Genomic DNA, 25,249 nt, shown 5'->3' on the forward strand with positions numbered 1-25,249 from the left:
ATCACTTTTCAAACGATAGATAGTAATATAACGTGCATGAAATAAAATGTCAAGTCATATGATGACTGCATCCCCACAAAACAAAAAAGAGAGCCGAAATACTCGGCTCTCCTGAAGATATCTATTCAAATTGATTCATATTTACTTTATTTCCTTTGAATACAAGAAATCATCATCGCCACCGTAATTAGTAATCTCTTTTACGAAGGAATATCCAAAGTGTTCGTATAATCCAGCGTTTTCCCAAGGTGTAGGAATATAACTTCTTGTGAATCCCTGCTCCTTCAGATACTCATTGGCATAATCTATCAGCTTTCCACTTATTCTGTGTCCACGGAATTCTTCTGTCACAAACACACAGGATACCCAAGGATATAGTTCTGGCAAAGGATAATAATCCTCTTTCATGACAGAGGTCATTCCGATTATATTGCCTTTGACCTTTGCTACAAACATTGTCTCCCAATCAGAAAACTCCCAGTTTCTCACAAGGTTCGCGATATGCTCCTTTACTTCAATCCATGAACATCCCTCAATAAACTTCAATAAATCTTCTGCCAGCGGTGTACCTTTATCAACCTTTTGTATCTCAAAGTCCTCAGGTAAACACCATCCGAAATGCTTAGCAACAAGATTCGCTGTTTCCTCAACAGTTCTGTTTTCGTCACGCTCAAGCCAGAAGTAATCGCTGTTTTTGATGGAATTATAAGGACTGGCATTCAAAGAACATAGGGTTTCATTACAATTTGCTTTTGCCGCCTCAGGATTAGTAGTACTTTCTATAAATTCCTTAAAGCCCTGATGGTCTGGTCTATTGCAATACTCATCAACTATATCAACAGGCTCTCGAAGCATAAATGCTATCCTTGATGGATCAGTTAATTTCTTTGCCTGATCTAGTGTCAAATGGCAATCACAAATAACAGGCCCATTCTGAGATAATCTTATAAGATCCAATAGAACAAAATCCAACTGCTCCCTTGTGTTATCAAGTAACCACTGCCTGTACTCCTCTGGCTTCCTGCCAAAGAACTCATCTGCACTTCCAAATCTTTTATTCATGTTTGGCTGATGCTCTTTGTCTGATAAAGCCTGATGAACTGGAAAATGCTCATCAATATCAAAAACTGGAATACCAAACTTCTCGCCAAGTGCTTTTGAAACTGTTGTCTTGCCTCCGCAAGGTGTACCTGTAATAAAGTAAACGTTTCTTAAATACTCTTTTATTATATTGTCCTGAAATATCATTTCGATTCTCCTTATATAAATAGTTTTTTAGTTTCGAGTTGATCGAAGCATGAAACTATTCAATAAGTTTCATGCTGTTAGATATTTCTTAATCTTAAAAACATAACCATTTCATTTTCCTCCAATTTGTTATTTCATTAAAAAAGCCGTGCTACGAACTATACATTCATAGCACGACTATTTATTTGTACCACAAAACTAAATAATTGTCACGTTTTTCTCAGTATAAAGTTTATTGGTTACTCAAGTTCCACAGTTCCTGGTGGCTTAGAAGTAAGGTCGTACATTACGCGGTTAACGCCCTTAACCTCGTTGATGATGCGGCTCATAACACGCTGAAGTACTTCGAATGGAATCTCAGAAGCCTCGGCCGTCATGAAGTCTACTGTTTCAACAGCGCGAAGGACTACTGCGTAGTCATATGTACGCTCGTCACCCATAACACCTACGGAGCGCATGTTTGAAAGGGCTGCGAAGTACTGATCTGGAAGTTTCTCAAGGCCAGCCTCAGCAAGCTCTGTTCTGTAAATATAATCAGCATCCTGAACGATGCGAACCTTTTCTGCTGTAACCTCTCCGATGATACGGATACCAAGGCCTGGGCCTGGGAATGGCTGACGGAATACAAGGTATTCTGGAAGCCCAAGCTCAAGACCAACCTTACGAACCTCATCCTTGAAAAGGTTTCTAAGTGGCTCGATGATTTCTTTGAAGTCAACATAATCAGGAAGACCACCTACATTGTGGTGAGACTTGATAACTACTGACTCGCCGCCAAGACCTGACTCTACAACGTCTGGGTAAATAGTTCCCTGTGCAAGGAAATCTACTGTGCCAATCTTCTTAGCTTCTTCCTCAAATACACGGATGAATTCCTCACCGATAATCTTACGCTTCTGCTCTGGCTCCTCAACGCCAGCAAGCTTTGCATAGTAGCGGTCTGCAGCATTTACGCGAATAAAGTTGATATCGAAAGAACCCTTAGGTCCGAATACGCCCTCAACCTCATCGCCTTCGTTTTTACGAAGAAGACCGTGGTCTACAAATACACATGTAAGCTGCTTTCCGATAGCCTTAGCAAGAAGGGCTGCAAGTACAGATGAATCAACACCACCTGAAAGTGCAAGAAGTACCTTTCCTGAACCAACGCGCTCACGTATTTCACCGATTGTCTGCTCAACAAAGGAATCCATACGCCATGTACCTGCTGTACCGCAGATATTGCGAACGAAATTAAATAAAATGTCCTTACCCTGAACAGTGTGAAGCACCTCTGGGTGGAACTGAATTGCATAAAGCTTCTTTGCCTCACATGCTGATGCTGCAACTGGGCAATCTGCTGTGTGGGCAATTATCTCAAAACCAGGAGCAACCTTGCTGATGTAATCGAAATGACTCATCCAAACAATAGTTGATTTTTCAACGCCTGCGAATAAAGTATCGCCTGCTCCATCAATAAATGTCTCTGTCTTACCATATTCACGAACTGGGGCCTTTTCAACCTTTCCTCCGAGAACATGCATCATAAGCTGTGCGCCATAGCAAAGGCCAAGCACAGGTATTCCTAATTCGAAAAGCTCCTTAGTGTAAGTAGGGGCACCTTCCTCATAGCAGGAATTTGGACCACCTGTAAGGATAATTCCCTTAGGATTCATTTCTTTGATTTGTTCAAGCGGGGTACGATAAGAATAGATTTCACAATAGACGTTACATTCTCTGACACGGCGGGCTACAAGCTGATTGTACTGACCGCCAAAGTCAATAACAATGACTTTTTCCTGGTTCATTAGTCGCTCCTTTGAAATTAAAATTGATATTTAAATTTCCTATATAATATATGCTTTTACCTTTTTCTTCAACAGTTAATATTAATAATTTATTTTTATTATCCGATAACGTATATAGAAATATGTAACTATGTTAGGTTTTGGAGTTTCATATGAATATTAGCCTTACCAATTCTCTTTCACTAAGAATATATTATGGACAGTATTCAGCACTTGCAAAAAACTCGACCCGAAAGGATGCCACAAAAGGTACTCTTTCTTTTGCCGATGCAAGTGCGCTTCGTAATGCTGTCAGAAGACTCCAGGACTACAAGTTCGAAGATGGTACTGAGGCTGAGATTCAGGAAAAGCTTAAAGCTTTCACTGATACTGTTAATAGCACCTTGGAATCAGGGGCTGAATATTCCAGCAACAGTTCTTCAGTTAAGAACGCTGTATCAAAGATAAGGAATCTTAATAAAGAATATGCTTCAGACCTAAAAAAGATTGGTATCTCGGTGGCAAAAGATGGCACCCTTTCTTTATACGAGTCAGCCTCAAAGCTTTATAAGAAAGAAAAGTTCTCCAAGTTTTTTGATAAAGATTCCAAATACCTTAATGATTTATATAGCGCAGCACAAAGGATTACACGCCGCGTAGACGTTAGGATTTAACTTGAACTTTTGCCCCATATGGATTAAATTATCATATGGGAGATTTTGTAATCTCCTAATATTATTTTGGAGGCAATTTTTAAATGCTGTTTAGTTCGTCTCAAAAAAGAGGACTGAAAATAATTATTGTAGGATGCGGTAAAGTTGGACGCACCCTTGTTGACAGACTATCCAAGGAAGGTCATGACATCGTCGTCATCGACCAGAAACAAGATCGAATAGATAATCTTACAAATCTTTACGATATCATGGGCATTCAGGGAAATGGTGCCAGCTACAGCACTCAGCTGGAAGCAGGTATCAAGGATGCCGATCTTATCATCGCTGTTACTAACTCAGATGAGCTTAATCTCCTCTGCTGTACAATCGCAAAGCAGGTAGGTGATTGCGCTTCTATCGCACGAGTTAGAAACCCAGACTATTCAAAGGAAATTTCATACCTTCAGGAAAAGCTTGGTCTTGTAATGATCATTAACCCTGAGTTGGAGGCTGCAAAGGAGATTTCATCAATTCTCTCTCTTCCTTCTACTCTTGAGGTTTCATCCTTCGCTCACGGTCAGGCTGAAATGGTTGAGTTTAAAATCGAAGAAGGAAATGTTCTTGATGGGCTTAAAGTTAAAGACTTAAGTTCTAATATTTCAAGCAAGGTGCTGGTTACTGCTGTTAAGCGCGGTTCCGAAATTATCATTCCAACTGGTGATTTCACTCTTCAGGCTAACGATATCGTCAGTGCCGTAGGTGCACGTCGTTTTGCCCGTACCTTCTTAAATGAAATCGGCTTCAAGACACGTCAGGTTAAAGACTGCCTTATCGTTGGTGGTGGTAAATCTTCTTACTACCTTGCAAATCTTCTACTTCAGGCTCGTATTAATGTACGTATTATCGAGCGAAACAAGGAGCGCTGCGAGGAGCTTTCTGTAGCACTTCCAAAGGCTACTATCATCAATGGTGACGGTGGCGACGAGGCGTTACTTCGCGAAGAAGGCATCGAATATGTTGAGAGCTTCGTTCCTCTTACAGGAATCGATGAAGAGAATGTTCTTCTTACACTTTATGCTAATCAGGTTAGCAATGCTAAGGTTGTAACAAAAGTCAACCGTATTAATTTTGATAATGTATTATCTCAGCTTAACCTTGGTTCTGTGGTTTATCCACGCCATATCACAGCTGAATCTATCATCGCCTATGTACGTGCCAAGAGCGCTTCTGGAGATGGAAATGATATCCTTACTCTCTACCACATGTTTGATAGAAAGGTTGAGGCTATCGAGTTCAACATTACTGAGAAATCAAATGCTACAGGCGTTCCATTCTCAGTTTTACAGTTTAAAGACAATGTCTTAATTGCCTTTATCAATCGTAACGGTAAAATCATTATTCCAAGTGGTTCTGATACTATCGAGGTCGGGGACACAGTCATGGTTGTTACCACACACACTGGCTTTGCAACTATATTAGATACATTGAGGTAAATAATGCATGAATAATTCCGTCATTCGTTTTATCCTGCTTTACGTAGTGGGATTCATGGGAATATTTTTGATGCTACCGATTTTCGTAGCACTTATATATCACGAGGATGTTTGGATTGATTACGCAGTAGTTGCGGTTCCTTGTCTTATCCTCGGCATACTTAACAGTCGAGTAAAGCCTAAGGAGGTCTCCTTCTATTTGAAGGAAGGTTTCTTCTGCACAGGCGCTTCGTGGGTTATCTTATCAGTCATCGGTGCCATTCCACTTTGGCTTACAAATGAGATTCCACATTTTGTTGATGCTGTTTTCGAGACTGTTTCCGGCTTCACTACAACCGGAGCTTCTATATTAGATAATGTTGAAGCGCTTTCACACGCTTCACTCTTCTGGCGAAGCTTCACTCACCTTGTTGGTGGTATGGGAGTTTTAGTATTCCTTCTTACTATAATTCCTCTTGCCGGTGGTGAGGGCTCACAGTTCAACCTTATGAAGGCTGAGTCACCTGGACCATCAGTTGGAAAGCTTGTTCCAAAGCTTAAAAACACAGCCCAGATGCTTTATTTCATCTATTTAGGATTATGTGCTTTGGAAATCATTCTTCTTCTTTTAGCAGGAATGACTCCATTTGAAGCTATCAATACAGGTATCGCAACAGCAGGTACTGGAGGATTTGGTATTTACTCAAGCAGCATTGGTGGATTCAACGTGGCATGTCAGTGGATTGTTGCTATTTTCATGTTTGTATTTGGTGTAAATTTCAACTTCTACTACTATGTACTGTTCCATCACGCAAGAGATGCCTTCCGTATGGAGGAAGTTAGAATGTACGCTCTCCTTACTGGTGTCTCAATAGCTATCATTACTGCAAACACTATAAGCTGTAGTGCCGGACTTTTCGATGCACTTACCAAGGCAGCCTTTCAGGTTACCTCAATCCAGTCATCAACAGGTTTCTCTACTGCAGACTTTGATTTATGGCCACAGACAAGCCGTTGTGTTTTAGTACTTCTCATGTTTATCGGTGCCTGCGCAGGTTCCACAGGTGGTGGTATTAAGGTTTCACGTTTCGTGCTTATGGGAAAAGCTGTACACAAAGAGCTTATCAGCTACATTCATCCACGTAGCGTAAGAAAGACTCTTATGGATGGCAAGCCTGTTACTCACGATACAGTTCGATCAAACAACGTTTTCTTTGGTACATTTATGCTAGTATTCTTCGTAAGTGTATTTGTTTTATCCTTTGAAAACCTGGACTTTTCAACTGTATTTACATCTGTAATCGCCTGCCTCAGTAACATAGGACCTGGTCTCAGCATGGTAGGTCCTACACGTAACTTTGCGTTCTACACAGATTTATCTAAGATTGTTCTTATTCTTGATATGCTGGCAGGACGACTTGAGCTCTTCCCTATTTTGATGCTCTTCCATCCTAATATCTGGCAGGACTTATTTACAAAACGCAAGCACAAAGAATTAAAACATGCCGGAAAGGTACTTAACGACGATTTCAAATAATATATGAATACAGTACTAATGAAGATGACTGAAGCCTACGACTATCAGTCATTCTACGAGAAAATTGAAGATTGTTGCATTTTAGATTGCAAATCAATAGAAGGCACACGCTGCTATCTGGACGACCTTGCCAAGGAAGTCCTGATAGATAGGCTTGTGCCTTTTGGCGCTGACGGAATCCATTTTATAGATTCTGGCAACTATCATTATCTAAGCCTGCTTTGGCTCACAAAAGTTCAGGAGGATTTCAACCTTGTTCTTTTTGATCATCATCCTGACAACCAGCCTCCTAGCTTTGGTATGATTACCTCCTGCGGAGGATGGGTTTTAGAGGCACAGGAGACCCTTCCACATCTTAAAGGCATCTACACCTATGGCGTAGGTGAAGAAGTACCTATAGATACGCTTCCAAGGGATTTACCTATATATATTTCTATAGATAAGGATGTTATGCGCACAGACGATTCCATCACAGATTGGGATCAGGGAGATATGACTCTTTCAACCATGTTAGAAATGCTCTCAGAATTGTGTATGAACCACAAAATAATTGGCGTAGATATATGCGGCGACTCAGGCGAAAACGCCGCAGCTGGTGGAAAAATTAATAATCTGACAAATACAACTCTTTTTGACTTTTTATCCGAAAATATCATATAATAAGGGTAAGAAAATAGATTGGAGGGAACCACTATGTATCCAGTAATTACTATATCCAGAGAATTCGGCAGCGGTGGTCATAGCATTGGGGAAGCTGTTGCTAAGCAATTAAATATTCCTTTTTATGATGGGGAAATTGTAAATCGAGTTGCTGTAGAAAGCGGCTATGCCAAGGAACTTATCGAAACTCAGGGCGAATATACTTCCTCAACAGCAATGTGGTTTGATATTTCAGCTGCTGGGACAATGTATTTCCAGAGCCCACAGGATGAGATTTTTATCGCACAGAAAAAGGTTATCCTCGATTGTGCAAGTAAGGGACCTTGCGTAATCGTTGGTCGTTGTGCTGACTATATCCTTCGCAAAGAAGGCATTCGTTGCATGAACGTAATGATTCACGCTGACATGGAGCATCGTAAGAAACGTGTATTAGAACGCTACGAGAACATAGAAAACGTCAGCATCGAAAAGCGCTTAGCCAAGAAGGATAAACAACGTAAGACCTACTACAAATACTATACAGATAAAAACTGGGGTGATTTCCGAGAATATGATGTTATTCTAGACAGCGGAGCCTTTGGAGAAGAAATTTGCGTCGACACAATCTGTAAATTAGCAGAAAAATTCCCAGAATAAATATGGATTTAGTTGAAGACCTTAGTCATATTGGCTAAGGTCTTTTTTCTTCATCCAGCTTGTTACATTGTATATGGCACAAAAATATCAACTATGCATCCCTAGATAGACAAAATCATTTTGGGGATGTATTAAAATTGATTCCATTTCAGAAAAATGCATCCCAAATCTGAATATCTAACTTTTAGGATGCATTATTTAATTTTAAATGCATCCCAAATAGGAGAACTATACATTTAGGATGTATTAGCATTCATCCCAAAATCATAAAACATACTTATAGGATGCATAATACAAAAATTATATTAAAAATTATGCATCCCAAAGTGCTGACACTAACATTTGGGATGCATAGTCTCAAAAAGAGACTCAGTCATAAGCTAAGTCTCTTCGAATAATTCCCTATTTATTTCATATTATGCAATCTGCCTTGAATTGGTATAAGGAGTAGTGCGAATAACACACCATAGAAAAGTGACAATACTGCTACTGCCATGTTAGGACCAAGTACGTCATATGCTTTGCGCCATACAATGGCAAATACTGTAACAAATCCTATGATGCTAGAAATTGCACCTCCTAGGAGTGCAGATTTTTGTGCGATTTTTATAGCATACTCACATTTAGCCACATCTTCAGCAAGCTCACTCTCAACCAAAGTTTTCTTTCTAAACACATACTTAAATGCCTTGATAAAACATCCAATCTGGCCACTGGCTGCAAGTATAATTAACTGGATTGCCAGCACCATAATAAATGATGGTGGATCAATAAAATATACTACCTCACTGCCACCCACTATCATTATTCCAAATAAACCTATTAACAAGAGCAACAATCCCAGTATCAAACCTAATAATTCTAGTTTTCTAGCTTTATTGTTATTCTGAACATCTTTCACTAAATCAACCATAATCTCTTCCGCCTTTCCGCTATAAGCCTCTGCGTTCAGGCGCTCACCGGATAACAGTTCATTTACATTAATATCAAGAGCCTTACATAGTTCTGGCATTATGCTAGTGTCTGGTAATCCTTTACCTGTCTCCCATCTAGAGACAGCTTTGTCACTAACACCTACCAAATCAGCAAGCTGTTTTTGTGTTAGCCCCTTGTCCTTCCTCATTTCTGAAATAAATGAACCAGTCTTTAGTAAATCTAACATGTGACCTCCTGACGCTCTATCTGTTACATCTTAATGCTATATGAAAAAACGTAAGAATTGTACCTATGTAAACTAGAATCCCCCAAAACTCAAACTCTATGAAAAATAGAATCTCTATATAACAGCTTCCCAAAACGAAACCGCTTCTTCGAGCCACGCGTGTGCTTTGGTACGTTTGCCAAGTCCGATGCCATGTGGTATTCCAAAATACTTCTTATACTCGTGTTCTACACCATGCTCAGTCAATGCAGCATCGAATACATCTGCATGGCGGCTGGCTGGCACAAGCACATCCCAACTACCTGAATACATGAAAGTCTTTGGATAATCCTCTTCTATATATTTTGCAACATCAAGCTTTTCTCTTCCACTTTTAATGTGTCTAAGTCCAAACATGTAGTAACTACCCCTGTTTGAAAGCCATACTCCAAGTAATCCAATCCAAATATTCCAATAAGGATGATGTAGGAAGTCATTTACACATGTCCATGGATATCCAAGAATAAGTGCTCCTGGCTTTGGTAAATCATAATCTAAATAGCCATGACTTTTACTTCCAAATATTCCTGCAAGATTTCCTCCAGCAGAAAAACCTATAAGTGCATAATCCTCTATTGTCACATCGAATTTCTCAGGATTATCCTGAATAAGGCGAAGCGCCTCTCCTAAATCTTCCATGGGAGCAAATGGGGCACAATCACGACCTGCTCTGTAATCAAGCACAAAGGCGTTGATTCCCATCTTATTAAGCTCAGCTGCCACTGGATAGCCTTCTTCCTTGAGGCATACATGAGCATAGCCACCTCCTGGAAGGACCATTGCAAACCTGTTATCCCTTGGCTCATCAGCAGGAAAATACATAAGTCTTACATCTCTTTTATGCTTATCCGCAGCCATATCCTGCATAGAATATACTGGCATCTGGATATATCTTCCGCTGGCTGACAGCTCCTTAACTCTTGCTCTGCCGCCCTTAACATCATTTGCAATATGTTCAAAATAATACATTCGCGCCACGGAATAAACCGTAAATACGAATGTGAGAATAAGATAAACTAATATTATGGTGCGCACTGCTTCGCCGAAGCCTTCATTAAATAAGTAAAAATTCATTCTAGTCCTCCAATAAAACAAGCCTAGCGGAGCTAGATAGCTTCCGCTAGGCTTTATTTTACCACACCTAAGTGTAGTTTGTTATATTTTACTTACGTCCACCCTTGAAAGTAACCTTTACGGCCTGCTTTAATCCGTATGGAAGGATGTGCTTAAGCTTCTCCTCTGAAGGAGTCATCTTTGAGCACTCTGGATGCTCGCGGTAAAGCTTGATTGCGTCGAATTCGCACTTAGTTGTGCAAACACCACAACCGATACACTTATTCTCATCAACAACAGAAGCACCGCACTTGAGACATCTAGCTGTCTCAATCTTAATCTGCTCCTCTGTAAGCTCTACAGTCTTATCACGGAATGTAAGCTCACCATCAACAGTTGTCTTAGAAACACCTGGAATCTGACGTGGGCTGTGATCGTAATCACCAATCATGAGATTTTCCTTATCAAGCTCGATGAAATCACGACGGTTACGTCCGATTGTAAGTGAGCTGTTAGGCTGTACAAATCTGTGGATTGAGATAGCACCCTCGCGACCTGCTGCGATAGCATCGATAGCAAATCTTGGGCCAGTGTACATATCACCACCAACGAAGATATCTGGCTCATCTGTCTGGTATGTAAGAGCATCAGCCTTAGGGCCTCTCTCGATAACTACATTAGAATCCTTGAAGAGATCTCCGTAAACGCTACGCTGTCCTACTGAGAAGATAACGTGCTTACACTCTACTGTCATTGTATCATTCTCATCGTACTGTGGAGAGAAACGGCCTGTTTCATCCTTAACACGTGTACACTTCTTAAGAACGATACCCTTTACAGCGCCTGCCTCGTCAACGAGAACTTCCTTAGGACCCCAACCACAGTTGAGCTCTACGCCCTCTGACTCTACGATTTCGATTTCCTCTGGTGAAGCTGGCATGATGTCTCTGCTCTCAAGACAGAACATAGAAACCTTCTCATCACCAACACGTCTAGCAGAACGAGCAACGTCGATAGCAACATTACCGCCACCGATAACAACAAGGTCGCCCTTGATATCGTACTTCTCGTTCTCTGAACATTCGTGAAGGAAATCAACAGCTGTAGCTGTACCGATAGCCTTATCACCAGGAACGTTTGGAAGGTTACCACCCTGGCAACCGATAGCTACATAGAATGCCTTGTAGCCCTGTGAACGAAGCTCTGCAAGTGAAATATCCTTACCTACTTCAACGCCACACTTAATCTCTACACCAAGCTCCTTGATGATTTCGATTTCAGCATCGATAACGTTGTTCTCAAGTACGAATGAAGGAATACCATAGCGGAGCATACCACCTGGATACTTGCTCTTCTCGAAGATTGTTGGCTTGTAGCCCTTAAGTGCTAAGTAGTAAGCACATGAAAGACCTGCAGGACCTGCACCAATGATAGCAATCTTCTCGTTGAACTCGCCCTTCTGTGAAGGAACAATCTTCTTTGGAATATATCTTGTCTCAGCCTTGAGATCCATCTCAGCTAAGAAACGCTTAACCTCATCAATTGCGATAGCCTCATCAACTGTACCTCTTGTACAAGCTGCCTCACAACGTCTGTTACATACACGACCGCAGATAGCTGGAAGTGGATTGTCCTGCTTAATAAGAGCAAGAGCTTCCTTGTAGCGTCCCTGAGCAGCCATACGAAGGTAACCCTGGATAGCGATGTGTGCAGGACAAGCTGTCTTACATGGAGCTGTACCTGTCTCATAGCAGTTAATTCTATTGTTGTCTCTATAATCGTCATCCCAGTCATCTGGAGTCCACTTCTTCTCTGTAGGAAGAACGTGCTTTGGATACTCAACCTGCTTTCCATCAGCTGTGCAAAGCTTCTGACCAAGCTTAACAGCACCTGCTGGACAATTCTCAACACACTTACCACAAGCAACACAATCCTCGGCTGTAACGTGAGCAACATATGCTGAACGTGACATGTTAGGAGTATTGAAAAGCTGTGATGTACGAAGTGCGTAACATACATTTACATTACAGTTACAGATAGCGAAAATCTTGTTCTCGCCATCGATATTAGTAATCTGGTGAACAAAACCATTCTCCTCAGCCTGCTTGAAAATATCAAGAGCCTCTTCTCTAGTGATATAAACGCCACCCTTGTTTGTCTCAACAACATAGTCAGCCATATCACCAACGGCGATACACCAACCCTCTGGATCATCTGCACAACCTTCATTATATGTCTGTCTCGAAAGACGGCATGAACATGGAGACTTTGCATACTTTCCTTCGTACTTATCGAGCCAGTAAGAAATCTTCTCGAGTCCAATTGCTTCCTGATCCATTCCGATAGCTTCCTCTACAGGGATAACATGCATACCTACACCAGCGCCTCCTGGTGGTACCATATGTGTAAGCCCTTCAAGTGGAAGACGGCTCATACGCTCAAAGAAGCGTCCCATCTCTGGGTGCTCCTTAAGAACATCTCTGTTCATATTAGAGAACTCAGCAGAACCTGGAACAAACATTGGAAGAACCCACTGCTTCTCATGAGCTTCATTCTCATAGTTCCACTCTAAAAGACCTGTGTAGCTAGCCTGCTCTAATCTCTCCTCAAGAGTCTTCTCATCAAGACCTGTAATTTCAAGCATCTGCTTGAATGTCTTAGGCTTTCTGATGCCACCCATCTGAAGTGCAAGCTCAGCAATCTCCTTTGTAGGTGCAAGGTTTGCTACAGCCCAGTACTCTGGATCGTACTTTGTAATCTTCTGAAGACCAAGCTTAATCTTTGCACGGTCTGTGATTACCTTACCAAGCTGAAGAATCTCTGGACGGAGATCCTCATCTTTTAACTCATTTACCCAATCTGGATAAAAATCTCCTAAACGGTCTGGTCCCATACCCATATTATTTATTTCCTCCTTTTAACTAAAACCTTACTAAACTATTTATACTCAACCTCAAAAAGACTAATCATTAACGAAAGAATTCACTTGGCCCCTCAACCAGTCAACCCATTCATCAAAGCCATCGCCAGTTTTTGCCGAAACAAATATGACTTTTGCATTTGGATTTAACTTGTGAATTCTTTCTTTTACAGCCTCTTTTGAGAACTCCGTGAACACCGGCAGGGTGTCACATTTGTTGATAAGCACCACATCACATACTGAAAACATCAGTGGGTATTTAAGTGGCTTGTCGTCTCCCTCTGGAACTGAGAGAATCATAGCATTCTTCAATGAACCTGTATCGAATTCTGCTGGACAAACCAAATTTCCAACGTTTTCCAGAAAGACAAGATCTAAATCTTCTGTGCCAAACTCCTTAAGTCCCTGACGGGTCATATCGGCATCCAAATGGCACATGCCTCCTGTGTGTATCTGAATTGCGCGAGCGCCAGCTTTTTGAATAGTGGCAGCATCCACATCAGAATCAATATCAGCCTCCATTACGCCGATTTGCATCTCGTCCTTAAGACGTGAGATTGTCTGGCATAAAGTGGTGGTCTTTCCTGAGCCTGGAGCAGACATAAGATTAACTAAAAATGTCTTCTGAGCTTTAAGCTCGCCCCTAAGCTTCTCAGCATCTGCATCGTTATCTTCAAAGATGCTCTGCTTTACTTCTATTACTTTATAGTCTTCCATTTATTCCTCCACGCAATTAAATGAGTGTGTAATAAACCTCGTTTATGTAAACTCTAACGAGTAATTAGAGTTTCCTCTGAATATAAATATAACCTAATTGATAAAAAAATGTCAATTAGGTTTCGTGTCTTAAGTCCGTATAAATTCTAGTACAAAACGCCATTAATACACAGGTGTGTATTATCTTTTGGAATGCACCTATTCAATATAGGAATAGTATACAACAACTGTATGAAAAATCTGTGGAAAGTGTCAAACGGGATCTGCAATGATAACAAGTCGATGTGTTGCTACATAAATTGGAGTGCATGTGTATAAAGTAAGTTGCTCCTCATCAGCCGACTCCAAAACAGAAACATCCTCTGGCTCAACAACCTTTATTTCTTTAACAATATACTTACGTGTACCTGTTTTGGTATCAACGTAAATCTCGTCTCCCACCTGAACCTCATCCAGACGATTGAAAAACTTTCCGAAGGTGTAATTTCTGTGGCCGGCAATGACACAGTTGCCCTTTTCACCAATATAAGCTGTCCCCGGTTCGTGTCCGAGAGAATCAGCAAGTACACCCTTGCTGATTCCCTCGCGGACCGGATTTTCAGATTCTATTGATGGAATCCTTAAATTATATAGAACATCTCCTTCGATGGCTGGATTATCCAACGTAGGTTCTGTAAAGGCTTCTTCCTGAGTCTCTGAGGCTTCAATTGCCTCCTTGAACTCAACTATAAGCTTATCCTGCTCAATATGCTGTTTTACATTCACAAGCACTGAGCTTAGGATAAGCCCAAACCCTATTGAAATCAGAGTAATCCCAACTACTAATTTTATAATTGATTTATTTTTCATTACCTGCTTTTTTTCTTCCGCCAAAAGCAATTATGCATCCACCTACAATGAGAAGGATACCTGCAAGATAACCTGCAACTGTACCAATGAAACCGCCTGTTTTAGCCAAGCTACTACCAGCATTTATTGTATCAGTATCAGTTCCTCCGATAGCAGCCCCAGGAACCATATCTGAACCAATTGAAATAACAGTCTCGCCGTAGCCTACTACTTTATTTGGATCATCTGATGACGAGCTGGATGAACCTGATGAAGACGATGAACCACTTCCACTTCCATTAGAAGAATTAGAGGATGGCTGTGGTGTTGGTGTAGGTGTTACAACTGGTGTTGGTGTAGGTTCTGTCTTAGATGGCTTCTTTGGATCCTCAGCCCAGCCTCCGCCAAAATTCTTATAAGCTATAGTCTCCTCAACTCTCTGAATTTCTTCCTCACCGTAACCTAAAAGCTGAATGCTGTTGGTGTAATCACCATCTTTAACAATTTCCTTAGGAGTAACAGTGTAAGTAAGAACATAAGTATAATTGTTCTCCTTAAACTCTGGAGCAATTAAGGTAAGTACCTCGTTATCCCCTTCTTTAGAAATATTTTTTGTATATCCTTCTTCGATAAGTTCGCCTTTTTCTACTTCCTTAGTAGAAGAATCTACTTTAGCAAAATAAAGCTTCACTGAATCTGCCACAAAAGAAAGGCTCTTTCCCAAGGTATCCTTGAGCTCTAGTCTTTCTGGAAGAGTCTGACCGCCAGCGTTAATTACTACTGTATACTCTATGTTTTTAGTGGCTTCATCTATCTTTCCACTCTTCTGAAGAAGGTTAGTCTTCCATCTGCAGCGTGTACTTGTACCAAAGCTCACTCTCTCGTGCTGGTCACACTCGAGAATTGCATAATTCCTATAATATTTATCACAATTTGCAGCTTCCCATACAGGAAGTTCTTCATCGGTAAGCTCTGTCACAACGTTAATAACAGCCATGTTACCGTTTAATAAATCGCCAAAATCAAATCTATACTCGTCGTCAGAAACCTTGATTGGCTTGATATCCTCAGATGGAATAACCTTCCACTTACGATCGTATATCCATATAGATTTAACCTTTGCAAGCTTTTGGCCTTCGCCAAGCTTTTCTGTTACTGAAGCATTTGTAAGCTCTCTCCAGTTTTTATTTACAATTATCTGCCATGTAATCTGATGTTTAACAGGATCTGTGGCCATCGGATATTTTTCAATTACTGAATACTTGGCAACGTTCTTTCCTGTTCCCTGCTTTTCAACAGTCATGCCCTGAATAAATACAGGCTCATCACCGTTAAGATAGCTGTACTCTACCCATGCTTTGTTTGCAGGAATGGAATGATTGTTAGCAAGGAACTTATCATAATCTTTTATTTTTGTGTCATAGGTAACTGTGAATTTCTGGTTAGGTGATACCTTGCCAAGCTCCAACTTCCAGCTGTACTTCTGTCCACCCTCAGATGTGCCTGTACACCCCTTCTCATACGAAAGAGTGTAATCAACGCCCTCTTCAAGGACCTTTCCTGACTCATCCTTTACAACAACACTGTCTGTAAGGAGTTCAAACTCAGTAGTCTTATCTGTGCTAAAGAAATCATATAATACAACATCAGTAAGCTCAGAACCGTTGTTAGTAAGATTAATCTCCCAGCTGGCAGTTCCATCTTCTTTAAACACACCGCCATCCTTAGAAAGAGTTGTGACATCCTCAGGCTCCTGTGGTGTTGGATTTTCTGGGTCTTCCTCATCAAAATCTACTATCACTGTTTTTGGCTCAATGCTTGGAATCTGGAAAGTATACTGCTGCTTATCCTTAACCACCTTTGAATCTAGGCCTAAGGTAAGGCCAACTACAACATCATTTACATTCTTATTTTCTGAATAAGTAACTGTAAGCTTAACCTCTCCAGATGGTGAAACACTTACTGTTCCAAATTTTGTTCCATCATCAAGATTAAGATCAAAATCTTCTATGTTAGATAAATCGAAGGCTGTGCTCATTATCGATGGAAGATCAACAACATCTCCCTCAGCCAGATAAATATGCCCCTCTTCTTTATCCTCATCTGAATAATTCATGTAAAGTGGAGATTCAAGCCTGTACTCTACCTGAAATTCATCATTTAATGAAACCGTATCCCCATCAGATACTGGATTTCCGTTTGCTAAAAAGGTAACACTTTTAACAACATTTTCTTTTGCCTCATTCTCAAGCTCATGTGCCTGAGCAATAAAATTAGGGCTGATTGTCATAAAAAGTACAATCACCCCTAACAAAAGGCTAAATACACTTTTTTTCATAATATTAATCCCTTTCTATATATGCTCCCCAGCATTTTATAACTAAATCGCTAAATAAAAAGTTAGTACAGATTAATATTATTGTCAATAACTATCAATGTATTTGTGTATAATTAGTGTATTTTTACACAATTTGTGTATTATGCCACATATTGTGTATTAAATCCAATATTATATTTCAGCTTTAAATTCCGCCTCACCTGGAAGTGGATACTTGTCTGTAAGCTCCTTAATAATAGCGCGAGCCTTCTCTACTCCAGCTTCCTGCTCCTTGATAACGATGGCGATAGCCTCAGCTACCTTATCGAAATCCTCCTCCTTAAGACCACGTGTTGTAGCTGCAGGAGTACCAAGACGAATACCAGAAGTTACGAATGGAGACTTAGGATCGTTTGGAATAGTATTTTTGTTGGCTGTGATGTGAGCATCGTCAAGAAGTTTCTCTACAACCTTTCCTGTAAGCTCAAATGGAGTAAGGTCTACCAGCATAAGGTGATTGTCTGTACCGCCAGAAACAATCTTGATACCCCTATCCTGTAAGCCCTTGCAAAGCGCCTGAGCATTCTTTACAATCTGCTGTCCATATTCCTTGAAGGATGGATCAAGTGCTTCCTTAAAGCATACTGCCTTACCAGCAAGTACGTGCATAAGTGGACCACCCTGAATACCTGGGAATACAGCCTTGTTGAAGTTGTACTTCTCATTAGCCTCTGCTGTTGCCATGATCATACCGCCTCTAGGGCCACGAAGAGTCTTGTGAGTTGTTGTAGTAACAATATCTGCATAAGGGATTGGGCTCTCATGTACGCCTGCTGCAACAAGTCCTGCAATATGAGCCATATCTACGAAAAGGACAGCGCCAACCTTATCACAAATCTCTCTGAAACGCTTGAAATCAATCTTGCGGCAGTATGCTGATGCACCAGCGATAATCATCTTTGGCTTGCACTCTACTGCAATTCTCTCAACATCATCATAATCGATAACGCCCTCATCATTTACTCCGTAAGGAACGATATTGAAATATGTGCCTGAGAAATTGGCTGGTGAACCATGAGTAAGATGTCCGCCGTGGTCAAGATTCATACCCATTACTGTATCACCTGGCTGAAGTACGGCAAACTGAACTGCCATGTTAGCCTGGGCACCTGAATGTGGCTGAACGTTAACATAGTCACATCCGAACAGCTCTTTAGCACGCTCTCTTGCAAGCTCTTCAACTACGTCTACTTCGCCGCAGCCGCCATAATAACGCTTTCCTGGATAACCTTCAGCGTATTTGTTGGTAAGAACTGAGCCCATAGCTGACATTACAGCTGGTGATACCCAGTTTTCTGAAGCAATAAGCTCAATGTGCTCTGACTGGCGATTGAATTCTTTTACAATTGCCTCTGCGATTTCTGGATCTGTGTTTTTGATGTCCTTTAATGTGTACATTACTTTCCCTTTCTATTACTTCTAAAATAGTTCTATGTGAACCGGCTTAGCGGTATTCACCTAAATGTATTTCTTGCCAAATTCTTCCTTAGAAAGTGGCTTGTCGAAGAAGAAGCCCTGCACCAGATTAATTGGATAGTCACCAATCATAGTAATCTGCTTGTCCTCCTCAACACCCTCTACGCAAACATCAACGTCAACTGAGTTTGCAAGCTCAGATACTGTCTTTACAAAGGACTGAGCGAAAACATCACCATCCATGTTCTGTGCGTAGTTTTTATCAATTTTTATAGTATCTATTGGCAAAGTCTTAATGTCATTTAATGCTGAATTTGAAGCACCAAAATTATCGAGGGCAACTCTACAGCCAAGTGCTCTTGCCGCATCAAGAGCCTTAACAGCCTTTGGCATTGCGCCTGGTCCAAAGTCAGCAACAACCTCAAGTGTAAGATTCTTAGGGTTGATAGCGGTCTGTTTGAGAACAGCATCCAGCCTATCCACAAAATCCTTCTGTATCAACTGAACTGGAGAAATATTAACGTTAATCTTATACTCTGGATGACCAAAATCATTCCAGTGCTTACAAGATTTAGCTGCCTCCAAAAGCACATAATGACCGATATCACCGATAAGATTCTGTTCCTCAGCCTCTGTGATAAAGCCCGATGGCATTACCATGCCTCTCTCAGCAGAATCCCAACGAACCAAGGCTTCTGCACCACAACAATTTGGAACTCCTCCAACAAACTCCATAATAGGCTGATAGAATACAACAAATTCCCTACAACCACGCTTTACAGCCTGCTTAAGGTCATCCTCCAACTCCTGCTTTTCTGCCACGATAACATCAGCCTTTTCATTGTAAAACTCAAAGCTATTGTGACCTTTTTCCTTTGCACCATGAAGGGCAATTGTAAGACGTGTGAGAATAGCTGACGCATCTGAGATATTAGCAGGCGCTTTTAGACCGCCCATGCTAATTGTGCAGTTGTATTCCTTATCATTTAATACCCATGGATTATCGAAGAGATTCATTATTCTCTTAATAATAAGCTCAAGGTTTTTGATATTGTCATGGTCTACGATTACAGCAAACTCATCGCCGCCGATACGATAACACTTGCCCTTTATATAAGAAATCTCGTCAATACTGTGGGCGATAAATTCAAGGAGATCATCACCTATGCGATAGCCTAATCCCTGATTCATGTTTGTGAAATCGTCGATATCAAACATCAGCACAGCAAATTCTTTGTTAAGCTTTGTTGCAATGTGATATTCCATGGCGATGTCCTTCTCACAGGCCTGTCTGTTGAATAAGCCTGTAAGAGTGTCTGTCTGTGCCTGTTTCTCAGCCTTTTTCTGATAGTTACGAATATCGGTAGTATCGTAGAAGGTAATAAGTCTAACCTCTCTAGAATCCACCCATCTGATATCTGCAACACTAATATCAAACCATTTTCCAGAACCATTTGCTGAATAACCATTAAGCTCTGAAAGATTATAATTCTTGTTAAAAATCAACTCCTCCACAGCCACTGAATCGATAGAATTATCGAACATGTCTCCGAAGGTATCATTCTTGTAAAGCACCTGCTTCTGGTTTGAATCTACTACGATTACACCATAGCCTGCGTTCTGCAAAATAGCCTCCAAGGCTGAATAAGAACCTGCAAGTGAGTTGGCAGTAATCTTCTTAATCAATATATTATGAAGAATATTTTTTATATCATTAGAGAAACGTATCTCGTCAACAGACCACTGTCTATCCTGCTTAATAGAAAGGAAGCACAGATACATTGCCGCTTGGTCATCAACATTGATAGGCAGGAAAATGGCGCTACTGATAGCATATTTCCCAAAGAACTCTTCAAAGGCCTCTGGAAGTGACGCATCACTTGAGATGGTGTAAGGCTTTCCATTCATAAATGGTAGTTCCTTTACAGGAACACCCTGGAAAATAGGTGAAAGCTTTTCATCGCCCATGCTCCATTCCAAAATCATATCAGCCGTAAGCCCATCCATGGACATTTGAACCAGTGAAGTGTTAGTACACTCTATATATTTCCCTGCGAATGAAAGAATCTCATTTGCCACGTCGGCAAAGGAATCCTCTGACTCCATGAGGCGTAATATCTCTGTCATAAGCTCATTCTTAATAAGCTTATTTTCCACTTCCTTTTCCTCGCTCTGAGTCTGGGAAAGCTTTTTCTTAAGCCTCTCATTGCGAAGAATCTCTGCCACATAGTGCTTTGACAAAGTTTCCAGAAGGGCAATAGCCTTGTCAAGCTGAGCTACTGTAGTTGTGCGAATGGCTGTTGGAAGCTCGCGACCTGCAGGAACTTTATCCTTATCCACTGCAAAGCAAAGCCATTTGCCTACTACCTCATCCTTCTCACCTCTGAAGGCAACTCCTCTGTATAAAAAATAATCCTCTGTGCCAGTGCGCTCAACGATATTCTCCGGTGCACCATCCACAAAGGATTCTATCAGCTCTTTCCTAAGACTATCCGGAAAATTGGCATCAACAAAATCCTCCTCAGGCTTGGAACCTGAGAAGGATGTAAGCTGACCATGCTTTCTGCCAATGCATATCATGTACATATCATTGGCTTTACAGAATGAGTCCTGTAAAGACTGTAAGTCATCATTATTTACTTCTAATTCATTGATTAATCTACTAGTTGAGTCCATCCGTAATTATCCGGTAATCTACCCCACTGAATACCTGTTAAGGTATCATAAAGCTTCTGTGTAAGCTCACCGGTTTTACCTCCATTTATTACAACAACGTCGTCATTATAACGGAGCTCTCCTACTGGAGAAATGACTGCTGCTGTTCCTGTACCGAAGACCTCCTCAAGCTTGCCATCATGGCCTGCCTTCATAAGATCATCAATTGCGAGGCGTTCTTCTCTAACCTTGTATCCCCAGTCCTTAAGAAGATGAATCATAGAATCTCTGGTTACACCTGGAAGTACAGTACCAACTGTAGGTGCTGTCCAGATTTCTCCATCAATCTTGAACATGATGTTCATGGTTCCAACTTCTTCTACGTACTTTCTCTCGTTACCATCAAGCCAAAGTACCTGAGAATAACCAAGCTTCTCTGCCTTTACCTGTCCAGCGATAGAACCTGCGTAGTTTCCACCGCACTTTGTAAAGCCAGTACCACCTGCAACTGCTCGAACAAGTTCATTTTCTACTAAAATCTTAACTGGGTCAAGACCTGTAGCGTAATATGCTCCTACTGGACAGCAAAGAATCATAAACTTGTAGGATTTAGCCATGTGTACACCAAGTGCTGCCTCTGTAGCAAACATAAATGGGCGAATATAAAGAGATGTATCCTTCTCCTTTGGTACCCATGCTTCTTCTGTTTTAACAAGTGCCTTTACAGCTGCAACGAAGTCCTCAACTGGGAATGCTGGCATGCAAAGTCTCTCATTAGAATTAATCATTCTCTTGGCATTCATCTCAGGTCTGAAAAGCTGAATCTTTCCATCCTCTCTGCGATATGCCTTTAATCCCTCAAATGTCTCCTGTGCATAATGAAGAGTCATGCAGGCTGGATCCATCTCAATTGGTCCCTCTGGGACAATTCTTGCATCATGCCAACCAATTTCTCTATCCCAATCACAGATAAACATATAATCTGTCATGTACTTACCAAAACCAAGGTTGCTCCAATCTGGCTTATCCTTCAATTTCTCACGTTTTTCAAATCTGATTTCCATTTTTAAGCCTCCATAACAATTTCTCACAATAATAAACTTGAGATTTATTATCGTACTTTTTTTTCGATACGTCAACACTTTAGTGTGCTAAATTATGCCTTTATTTTTACATTTTTTTCATAGTTTCTTTGCAAATAGAAATACCCTTTAATGCTATAATCCAAATAGGTTTAGATAGTGGGGCGATATTATGAATATATACACACAAGTATGTGGGTTGGTCATTATTGCGTTGCTCTTATTTTTTTATAAAAAGCAACCAACAATGGGACTTAGCTCAGAGCGAAAATTCAAAATTACGCTATTCGTTATATTAGCATGCGTCATTTTAGATATAGCATCCTGCTATTTTATTGTGTATTCAAGAAAATATCAGGAATTCATTGTAATTGCCATCTGCAAACTTTATTTAATCTCGCTCCACACAGTAGCTTTTAGTGCTTTAGGTTACTCCGTTTCAGATTTATTCGAATTTTTTGGTAGTGCTCATGAAAAATTCCTGGGATTATGTTATCAGGTATTCTGTATTATCGGTGTAATTGTAACAGTTTATCTGCCTTTGCACTATTACTATGACGGACAGACTCTTTATACCTATGGTCCAGCAGCAATAGCTACTTACATATTTGTTGCTATATATATTCTGTCAATTATTCTGGCAGCCATGGCCCTTAGGAAACATCTGAAGGAAAAGAAGGTATACGCTCTTTGTTTATGGATGACAATCTGGTCTATCTCCGCCATTATACAGTTTTTGAATCCAAAGCTTCTTATTGTCAGCTTTGCCTCCTGTATCGGCGCTCTGGTAATGTATTTCGAGCTTGAAAATCCTCAGAGTTCGCTATCAAGACGTACCGGTCATTTCAGCTCGGCTGTTATCCACGAGTATTTAGATTACCTTTACCAGACAAAACAAAACTTCTCAGCAATGCGAATCTCCTTCCAAACCACTGGAGAATCTGCTGATGAAAATAAACTATTAAGACAGACTATAGAAATGCTTTCGGATTTCCTGTTCTCAGTAGATACGGCAAAAATTTTTGATACCGCCGAAGGTCATTTCCTTTTAATATTTGAAAATACTGATTTTTTGGAGAGTACAAAATACCAAATTTCCACCTATTTTCAAGCCGTTGAAAATAACTCAGATGTTGGAGATGCCATAACTCTCCTTAGACCTTTCTATACCATCATTCCGGATTGCACTATTTCCGATAATGCTGACGAACTGATGATGTTACTGGCTAACTACATTCCTAGCAACAAAGGCAACTCGTCTAATAACGAGGTAATTGTCACTGCTGAAACCATGAAAAATGTCCGTAGGCAGAAGGATGTTGAAAAGCTGGTTGTTGAGGCAATGGAAAATGACAGGATAGAGGTTCATTACCAGCCTATCTTTAATATAGCTACGAACACGTTCTCCTCTGCTGAAGCTCTGGTACGTATCAAGCTTATTGATGGAACTTATCTTCAGCCTAACGAATTCATTCCTGTAGCTGAGTTAACTGGTAGAATCATTCCACTTTCTGATGCCATTTACAGACGAACTCTTTCATTTATAAAGTCCTACCATATAGAACGAATTGGAATTCAGCATATAGAGCTTAACCTTTCAGTAAAACAGGGCGAAAGCCCAACCTTTACTACAAAGATTTTGCAGATGTTGGAAGATTACCAGATTGACCCGGAGTTGATTAATCTGGAAATCACTGAAACAAGTTCACTTCGAAGTAAAGAACGACTTCATGAAAATATGAAGAAACTGGAAGAACACGGTCTCTGCTTCTCATTAGACGATTTTGGTTCAGGTAGCTCAAACCTTAACTACATCATTGATATGCCTGTATCCATTGTTAAACTGGATAAGCTTCTATCCGATGAATACTTTAAGGACAACGACAAGGCTATAGCCATAGTGAATGCAGTTATAGAAATGGCTCATTCTATTGGACTAAAGATTGTGGCAGAAGGTATCGAAACTCAAGATCAGTTCGATGCCATGAAGGCACTGGGAGTAGATTTCATTCAAGGCTTCTATTTTTCAAAACCTCTCCCAGAGCATGAATTTTTGAAATTTATTCAGGATAATAATCTTAAATATATGTATCAATAAGAAAGCGAGGACTTATTATGCACACATTTCAACCTTATCCAATCGATATGCTCGAATGGAACCCTATCAAAAAACTTGAAGAAGAAGGTGTTGCCATTGTGGCAGAAGCCAATGGAAAAGTTAATGCCACCTCTTCTCACAATGGAGGTGTGGGGCATATTTGGGGAAAGAATGTAATTTATGCATTCTTGAGAAATACTAGATATACCAAAGAGCTATTGGATGAAAGTGAATTCTTTAGTGCCTGCTTTTTCGATATGAAAGAAAAAAACAATATTCAGCTTATGAAGGTACTTGACCAGCTCAGTGGTAGAAACGAAGACAAACTTAAAGCTTGCCGAGTAAACGTTGAGCGAATCATGGATGTTCCATATATTGATGATGCAAACTTCATCATCCTTTGTCGCAAGATTGCTGCAGTACCTATGACCGAGAACACAATCCTCGACCCAAAGATTCTCGATGCACAATACAGCGATAGACACCTGGATGATTTCCATACAATGTATATTGGAGAGATTCTAAGTATTAGAGCCCGATAAAAATTATGCCTCCCGAATTCGGGAGGCATCAGACTGTAGACAAAGTGTCGCGGCTTTCGCCCAATGTCATTAAGTTAAGAGGGATGTATAAAGATCTCTGCATCAGAAATGGTGCAGGGGTCTTTTTTTCTAAAAAGGGTTGACAATAATGCAGAAAAGTGCGGCCGCTTTCGCTACTGATTATTTTCATAGGTAGCGAAAGCGGCCCTTGAAATTGTAAGTATATTTACAAATTTCAGGGAGGCGCACATGAAACCACAAATGGTAAAGAAACTTTTGATTTCACAAATTAAAACAATTGCAGATAATGCAAAATCTTTCTGTATTGATTCTGAAAGAAATTTCTCACGGAAAAGAAAATTGTCTATGGAAAAAGTCATTACAGGAA

Annotated in this window: 18 protein-coding genes; 7 read left to right on the forward strand and 11 right to left on the reverse strand. The window is 40.5% G+C overall.

All coding sequences use genetic code 11. From position 1 onward, the window contains the following. Positions 1 to 141 precede the first annotated feature (141 nt). Both BLP54_RS16100 and guaA read right to left on the reverse strand, forming a co-directional pair. Complete coding sequence (locus BLP54_RS16100; RefSeq protein ID WP_242870676.1) at positions 142 to 1,248, reverse strand: GNAT family N-acetyltransferase; 1,107 nt, start codon at positions 1,246 to 1,248, stop codon at positions 142 to 144. A gap of 239 nt (positions 1,249 to 1,487) precedes the next feature. After that, complete coding sequence (gene guaA / locus BLP54_RS09390; RefSeq protein ID WP_090169085.1) at positions 1,488 to 3,035, reverse strand: glutamine-hydrolyzing GMP synthase; 1,548 nt, start codon at positions 3,033 to 3,035, stop codon at positions 1,488 to 1,490. Positions 3,036 to 3,187: 152 nt separating this feature from the next. Here guaA and BLP54_RS09395 point away from each other — a divergent pair, with 152 nt between their 5' ends. The 5 genes from BLP54_RS09395 to BLP54_RS09415 all read left to right on the forward strand — a co-directional run bounded on the left by BLP54_RS09395 (position 3,188) and on the right by BLP54_RS09415 (position 7,972). Further along, positions 3,188 to 3,688, forward strand: coding sequence for a hypothetical protein (locus BLP54_RS09395; protein ID WP_090169086.1), 501 nt, complete (start codon positions 3,188 to 3,190; stop codon positions 3,686 to 3,688). Between the two features lie 83 nt (positions 3,689 to 3,771). Next, complete coding sequence (trkA, locus tag BLP54_RS09400) at positions 3,772 to 5,160, forward strand: Trk system potassium transporter TrkA (RefSeq protein ID WP_090169088.1); 1,389 nt, start codon at positions 3,772 to 3,774, stop codon at positions 5,158 to 5,160. A gap of 7 nt (positions 5,161 to 5,167) precedes the next feature. Beyond that, positions 5,168 to 6,676, forward strand: a complete 1,509-nt coding sequence (locus BLP54_RS09405; RefSeq protein WP_090169090.1) for a TrkH family potassium uptake protein — start codon at positions 5,168 to 5,170, stop codon at positions 6,674 to 6,676. 3 nt (positions 6,677 to 6,679) lie between these two features. After that, positions 6,680 to 7,336, forward strand: a complete 657-nt coding sequence (locus BLP54_RS09410; RefSeq protein WP_090169092.1) for an arginase family protein — start codon at positions 6,680 to 6,682, stop codon at positions 7,334 to 7,336. A 33-nt stretch (positions 7,337 to 7,369) separates the two neighbouring features. Beyond that, on the forward strand, positions 7,370 to 7,972 hold the full coding sequence (locus BLP54_RS09415; protein ID WP_090169094.1) for a cytidylate kinase-like family protein: 603 nt from the start codon (positions 7,370 to 7,372) through the stop codon (positions 7,970 to 7,972). A 406-nt stretch (positions 7,973 to 8,378) separates the two neighbouring features. On the opposite strand, the gene BLP54_RS09420 is transcribed toward BLP54_RS09415, so the two are convergent. The 9 genes from BLP54_RS09420 to BLP54_RS09460 form a co-directional block, all read right to left on the reverse strand. Beyond that, complete coding sequence (locus BLP54_RS09420; protein WP_090169095.1) at positions 8,379 to 9,134, reverse strand: helix-turn-helix domain-containing protein; 756 nt, start codon at positions 9,132 to 9,134, stop codon at positions 8,379 to 8,381. 114 nt (positions 9,135 to 9,248) lie between these two features. Continuing rightward, positions 9,249 to 10,247: an alpha/beta hydrolase gene (locus tag BLP54_RS09425; RefSeq protein WP_090169097.1), complete on the reverse strand. Its 999-nt coding sequence runs from the start codon at positions 10,245 to 10,247 to the stop codon at positions 9,249 to 9,251. An 88-nt stretch (positions 10,248 to 10,335) separates the two neighbouring features. Beyond that, a complete protein-coding gene (locus BLP54_RS09430) occupies positions 10,336 to 13,119 on the reverse strand; it encodes an FAD-dependent oxidoreductase (protein WP_442960171.1) in 2,784 nt (927 codons plus the stop codon). Between the two features lie 69 nt (positions 13,120 to 13,188). Beyond that, on the reverse strand, positions 13,189 to 13,863 hold the full coding sequence (hypB, locus tag BLP54_RS09435) for a hydrogenase nickel incorporation protein HypB (protein ID WP_090169100.1): 675 nt from the start codon (positions 13,861 to 13,863) through the stop codon (positions 13,189 to 13,191). 252 nt (positions 13,864 to 14,115) lie between these two features. Beyond that, the gene (locus tag BLP54_RS09440; RefSeq protein ID WP_176754520.1) at positions 14,116 to 14,736 is read right to left on the reverse strand and encodes a class D sortase; all 621 of its coding nucleotides are present in this window, start codon (positions 14,734 to 14,736) and stop codon (positions 14,116 to 14,118) included. Beyond that, positions 14,702 to 17,029 carry a collagen binding domain-containing protein gene (locus tag BLP54_RS09445; RefSeq protein WP_090169105.1) on the reverse strand — a complete coding sequence of 776 codons (2,328 nt, stop codon included), beginning with the start codon at positions 17,027 to 17,029 and terminating at the stop codon, positions 14,702 to 14,704. The genes BLP54_RS09440 and BLP54_RS09445 overlap by 35 nt, the downstream gene beginning before the upstream one ends. A 171-nt stretch (positions 17,030 to 17,200) precedes the next feature. Continuing rightward, a complete protein-coding gene (gene glyA, locus BLP54_RS09450) occupies positions 17,201 to 18,466 on the reverse strand; it encodes a serine hydroxymethyltransferase (RefSeq protein WP_090169106.1) in 1,266 nt (421 codons plus the stop codon). A 60-nt stretch (positions 18,467 to 18,526) separates the two neighbouring features. Next, on the reverse strand, positions 18,527 to 21,160 hold the full coding sequence (locus BLP54_RS09455) for a bifunctional diguanylate cyclase/phosphodiesterase (RefSeq protein ID WP_090169108.1): 2,634 nt from the start codon (positions 21,158 to 21,160) through the stop codon (positions 18,527 to 18,529). Further along, entirely contained in the window at positions 21,139 to 22,203 is a 1,065-nt protein-coding gene (locus BLP54_RS09460; RefSeq protein ID WP_072910857.1) for a branched-chain amino acid aminotransferase, read from the reverse strand. Before BLP54_RS09460 ends, BLP54_RS09455 begins: the two co-directional genes overlap by 22 nt. 190 nt (positions 22,204 to 22,393) lie before the next feature. Between BLP54_RS09460 and BLP54_RS09465 the strand changes: the two genes are divergently transcribed. Further along, on the forward strand, positions 22,394 to 24,319 hold the full coding sequence (locus BLP54_RS09465) for an EAL domain-containing protein (RefSeq protein ID WP_090169110.1): 1,926 nt from the start codon (positions 22,394 to 22,396) through the stop codon (positions 24,317 to 24,319). A gap of 17 nt (positions 24,320 to 24,336) precedes the next feature. Next, on the forward strand, positions 24,337 to 24,861 hold the full coding sequence (locus BLP54_RS09470) for a flavin reductase (RefSeq protein WP_090169112.1): 525 nt from the start codon (positions 24,337 to 24,339) through the stop codon (positions 24,859 to 24,861). The last annotated feature ends 388 nt before the right edge of the window (positions 24,862 to 25,249 follow it).

Origin of the sequence: Pseudobutyrivibrio sp. 49, from assembly GCF_900100545.1 — a bacterium.
Taxonomy (GTDB): domain Bacteria; phylum Bacillota; class Clostridia; order Lachnospirales; family Lachnospiraceae; genus Pseudobutyrivibrio.

Bases quoted from the DNA above. Each gene is read 5' to 3' on its own strand.
- hypB (WP_090169100.1), bottom strand. From the start codon at position 13,863: ATGGAAGACTATAAAGTAATAGAAGTAAAGCAGAGCATCTTTGAAGAT.
- guaA (WP_090169085.1), bottom strand. From the start codon at position 3,035: ATGAACCAGGAAAAAGTCATTGTTATTGACTTTGGCGGTCAGTACAAT.
- BLP54_RS09415 (WP_090169094.1), top strand. From the start codon at position 7,370: ATGTATCCAGTAATTACTATATCCAGAGAATTCGGCAGCGGTGGTCAT.
- BLP54_RS09470 (WP_090169112.1), top strand. From the start codon at position 24,337: ATGCACACATTTCAACCTTATCCAATCGATATGCTCGAATGGAACCCT.
- BLP54_RS09455 (WP_090169108.1), bottom strand. From the start codon at position 21,160: ATGGACTCAACTAGTAGATTAATCAATGAATTAGAAGTAAATAATGAT.
- BLP54_RS09465 (WP_090169110.1), top strand. From the start codon at position 22,394: ATGAATATATACACACAAGTATGTGGGTTGGTCATTATTGCGTTGCTC.
- BLP54_RS09395 (WP_090169086.1), top strand. From the start codon at position 3,188: ATGAATATTAGCCTTACCAATTCTCTTTCACTAAGAATATATTATGGA.
- BLP54_RS09410 (WP_090169092.1), top strand. From the start codon at position 6,680: ATGAATACAGTACTAATGAAGATGACTGAAGCCTACGACTATCAGTCA.
- glyA (WP_090169106.1), bottom strand. From the start codon at position 18,466: ATGTACACATTAAAGGACATCAAAAACACAGATCCAGAAATCGCAGAG.
- BLP54_RS09405 (WP_090169090.1), top strand. From the start codon at position 5,168: ATGAATAATTCCGTCATTCGTTTTATCCTGCTTTACGTAGTGGGATTC.
- BLP54_RS16100 (WP_242870676.1), bottom strand. From the start codon at position 1,248: ATGATATTTCAGGACAATATAATAAAAGAGTATTTAAGAAACGTTTAC.
- BLP54_RS09460 (WP_072910857.1), bottom strand. From the start codon at position 22,203: ATGGAAATCAGATTTGAAAAACGTGAGAAATTGAAGGATAAGCCAGAT.
- trkA (WP_090169088.1), top strand. From the start codon at position 3,772: ATGCTGTTTAGTTCGTCTCAAAAAAGAGGACTGAAAATAATTATTGTA.
- BLP54_RS09425 (WP_090169097.1), bottom strand. From the start codon at position 10,247: ATGAATTTTTACTTATTTAATGAAGGCTTCGGCGAAGCAGTGCGCACC.
- BLP54_RS09445 (WP_090169105.1), bottom strand. From the start codon at position 17,029: ATGAAAAAAAGTGTATTTAGCCTTTTGTTAGGGGTGATTGTACTTTTT.
- BLP54_RS09430 (WP_442960171.1), bottom strand. From the start codon at position 13,119: ATGGGACCAGACCGTTTAGGAGATTTTTATCCAGATTGGGTAAATGAG.
- BLP54_RS09420 (WP_090169095.1), bottom strand. From the start codon at position 9,134: ATGTTAGATTTACTAAAGACTGGTTCATTTATTTCAGAAATGAGGAAG.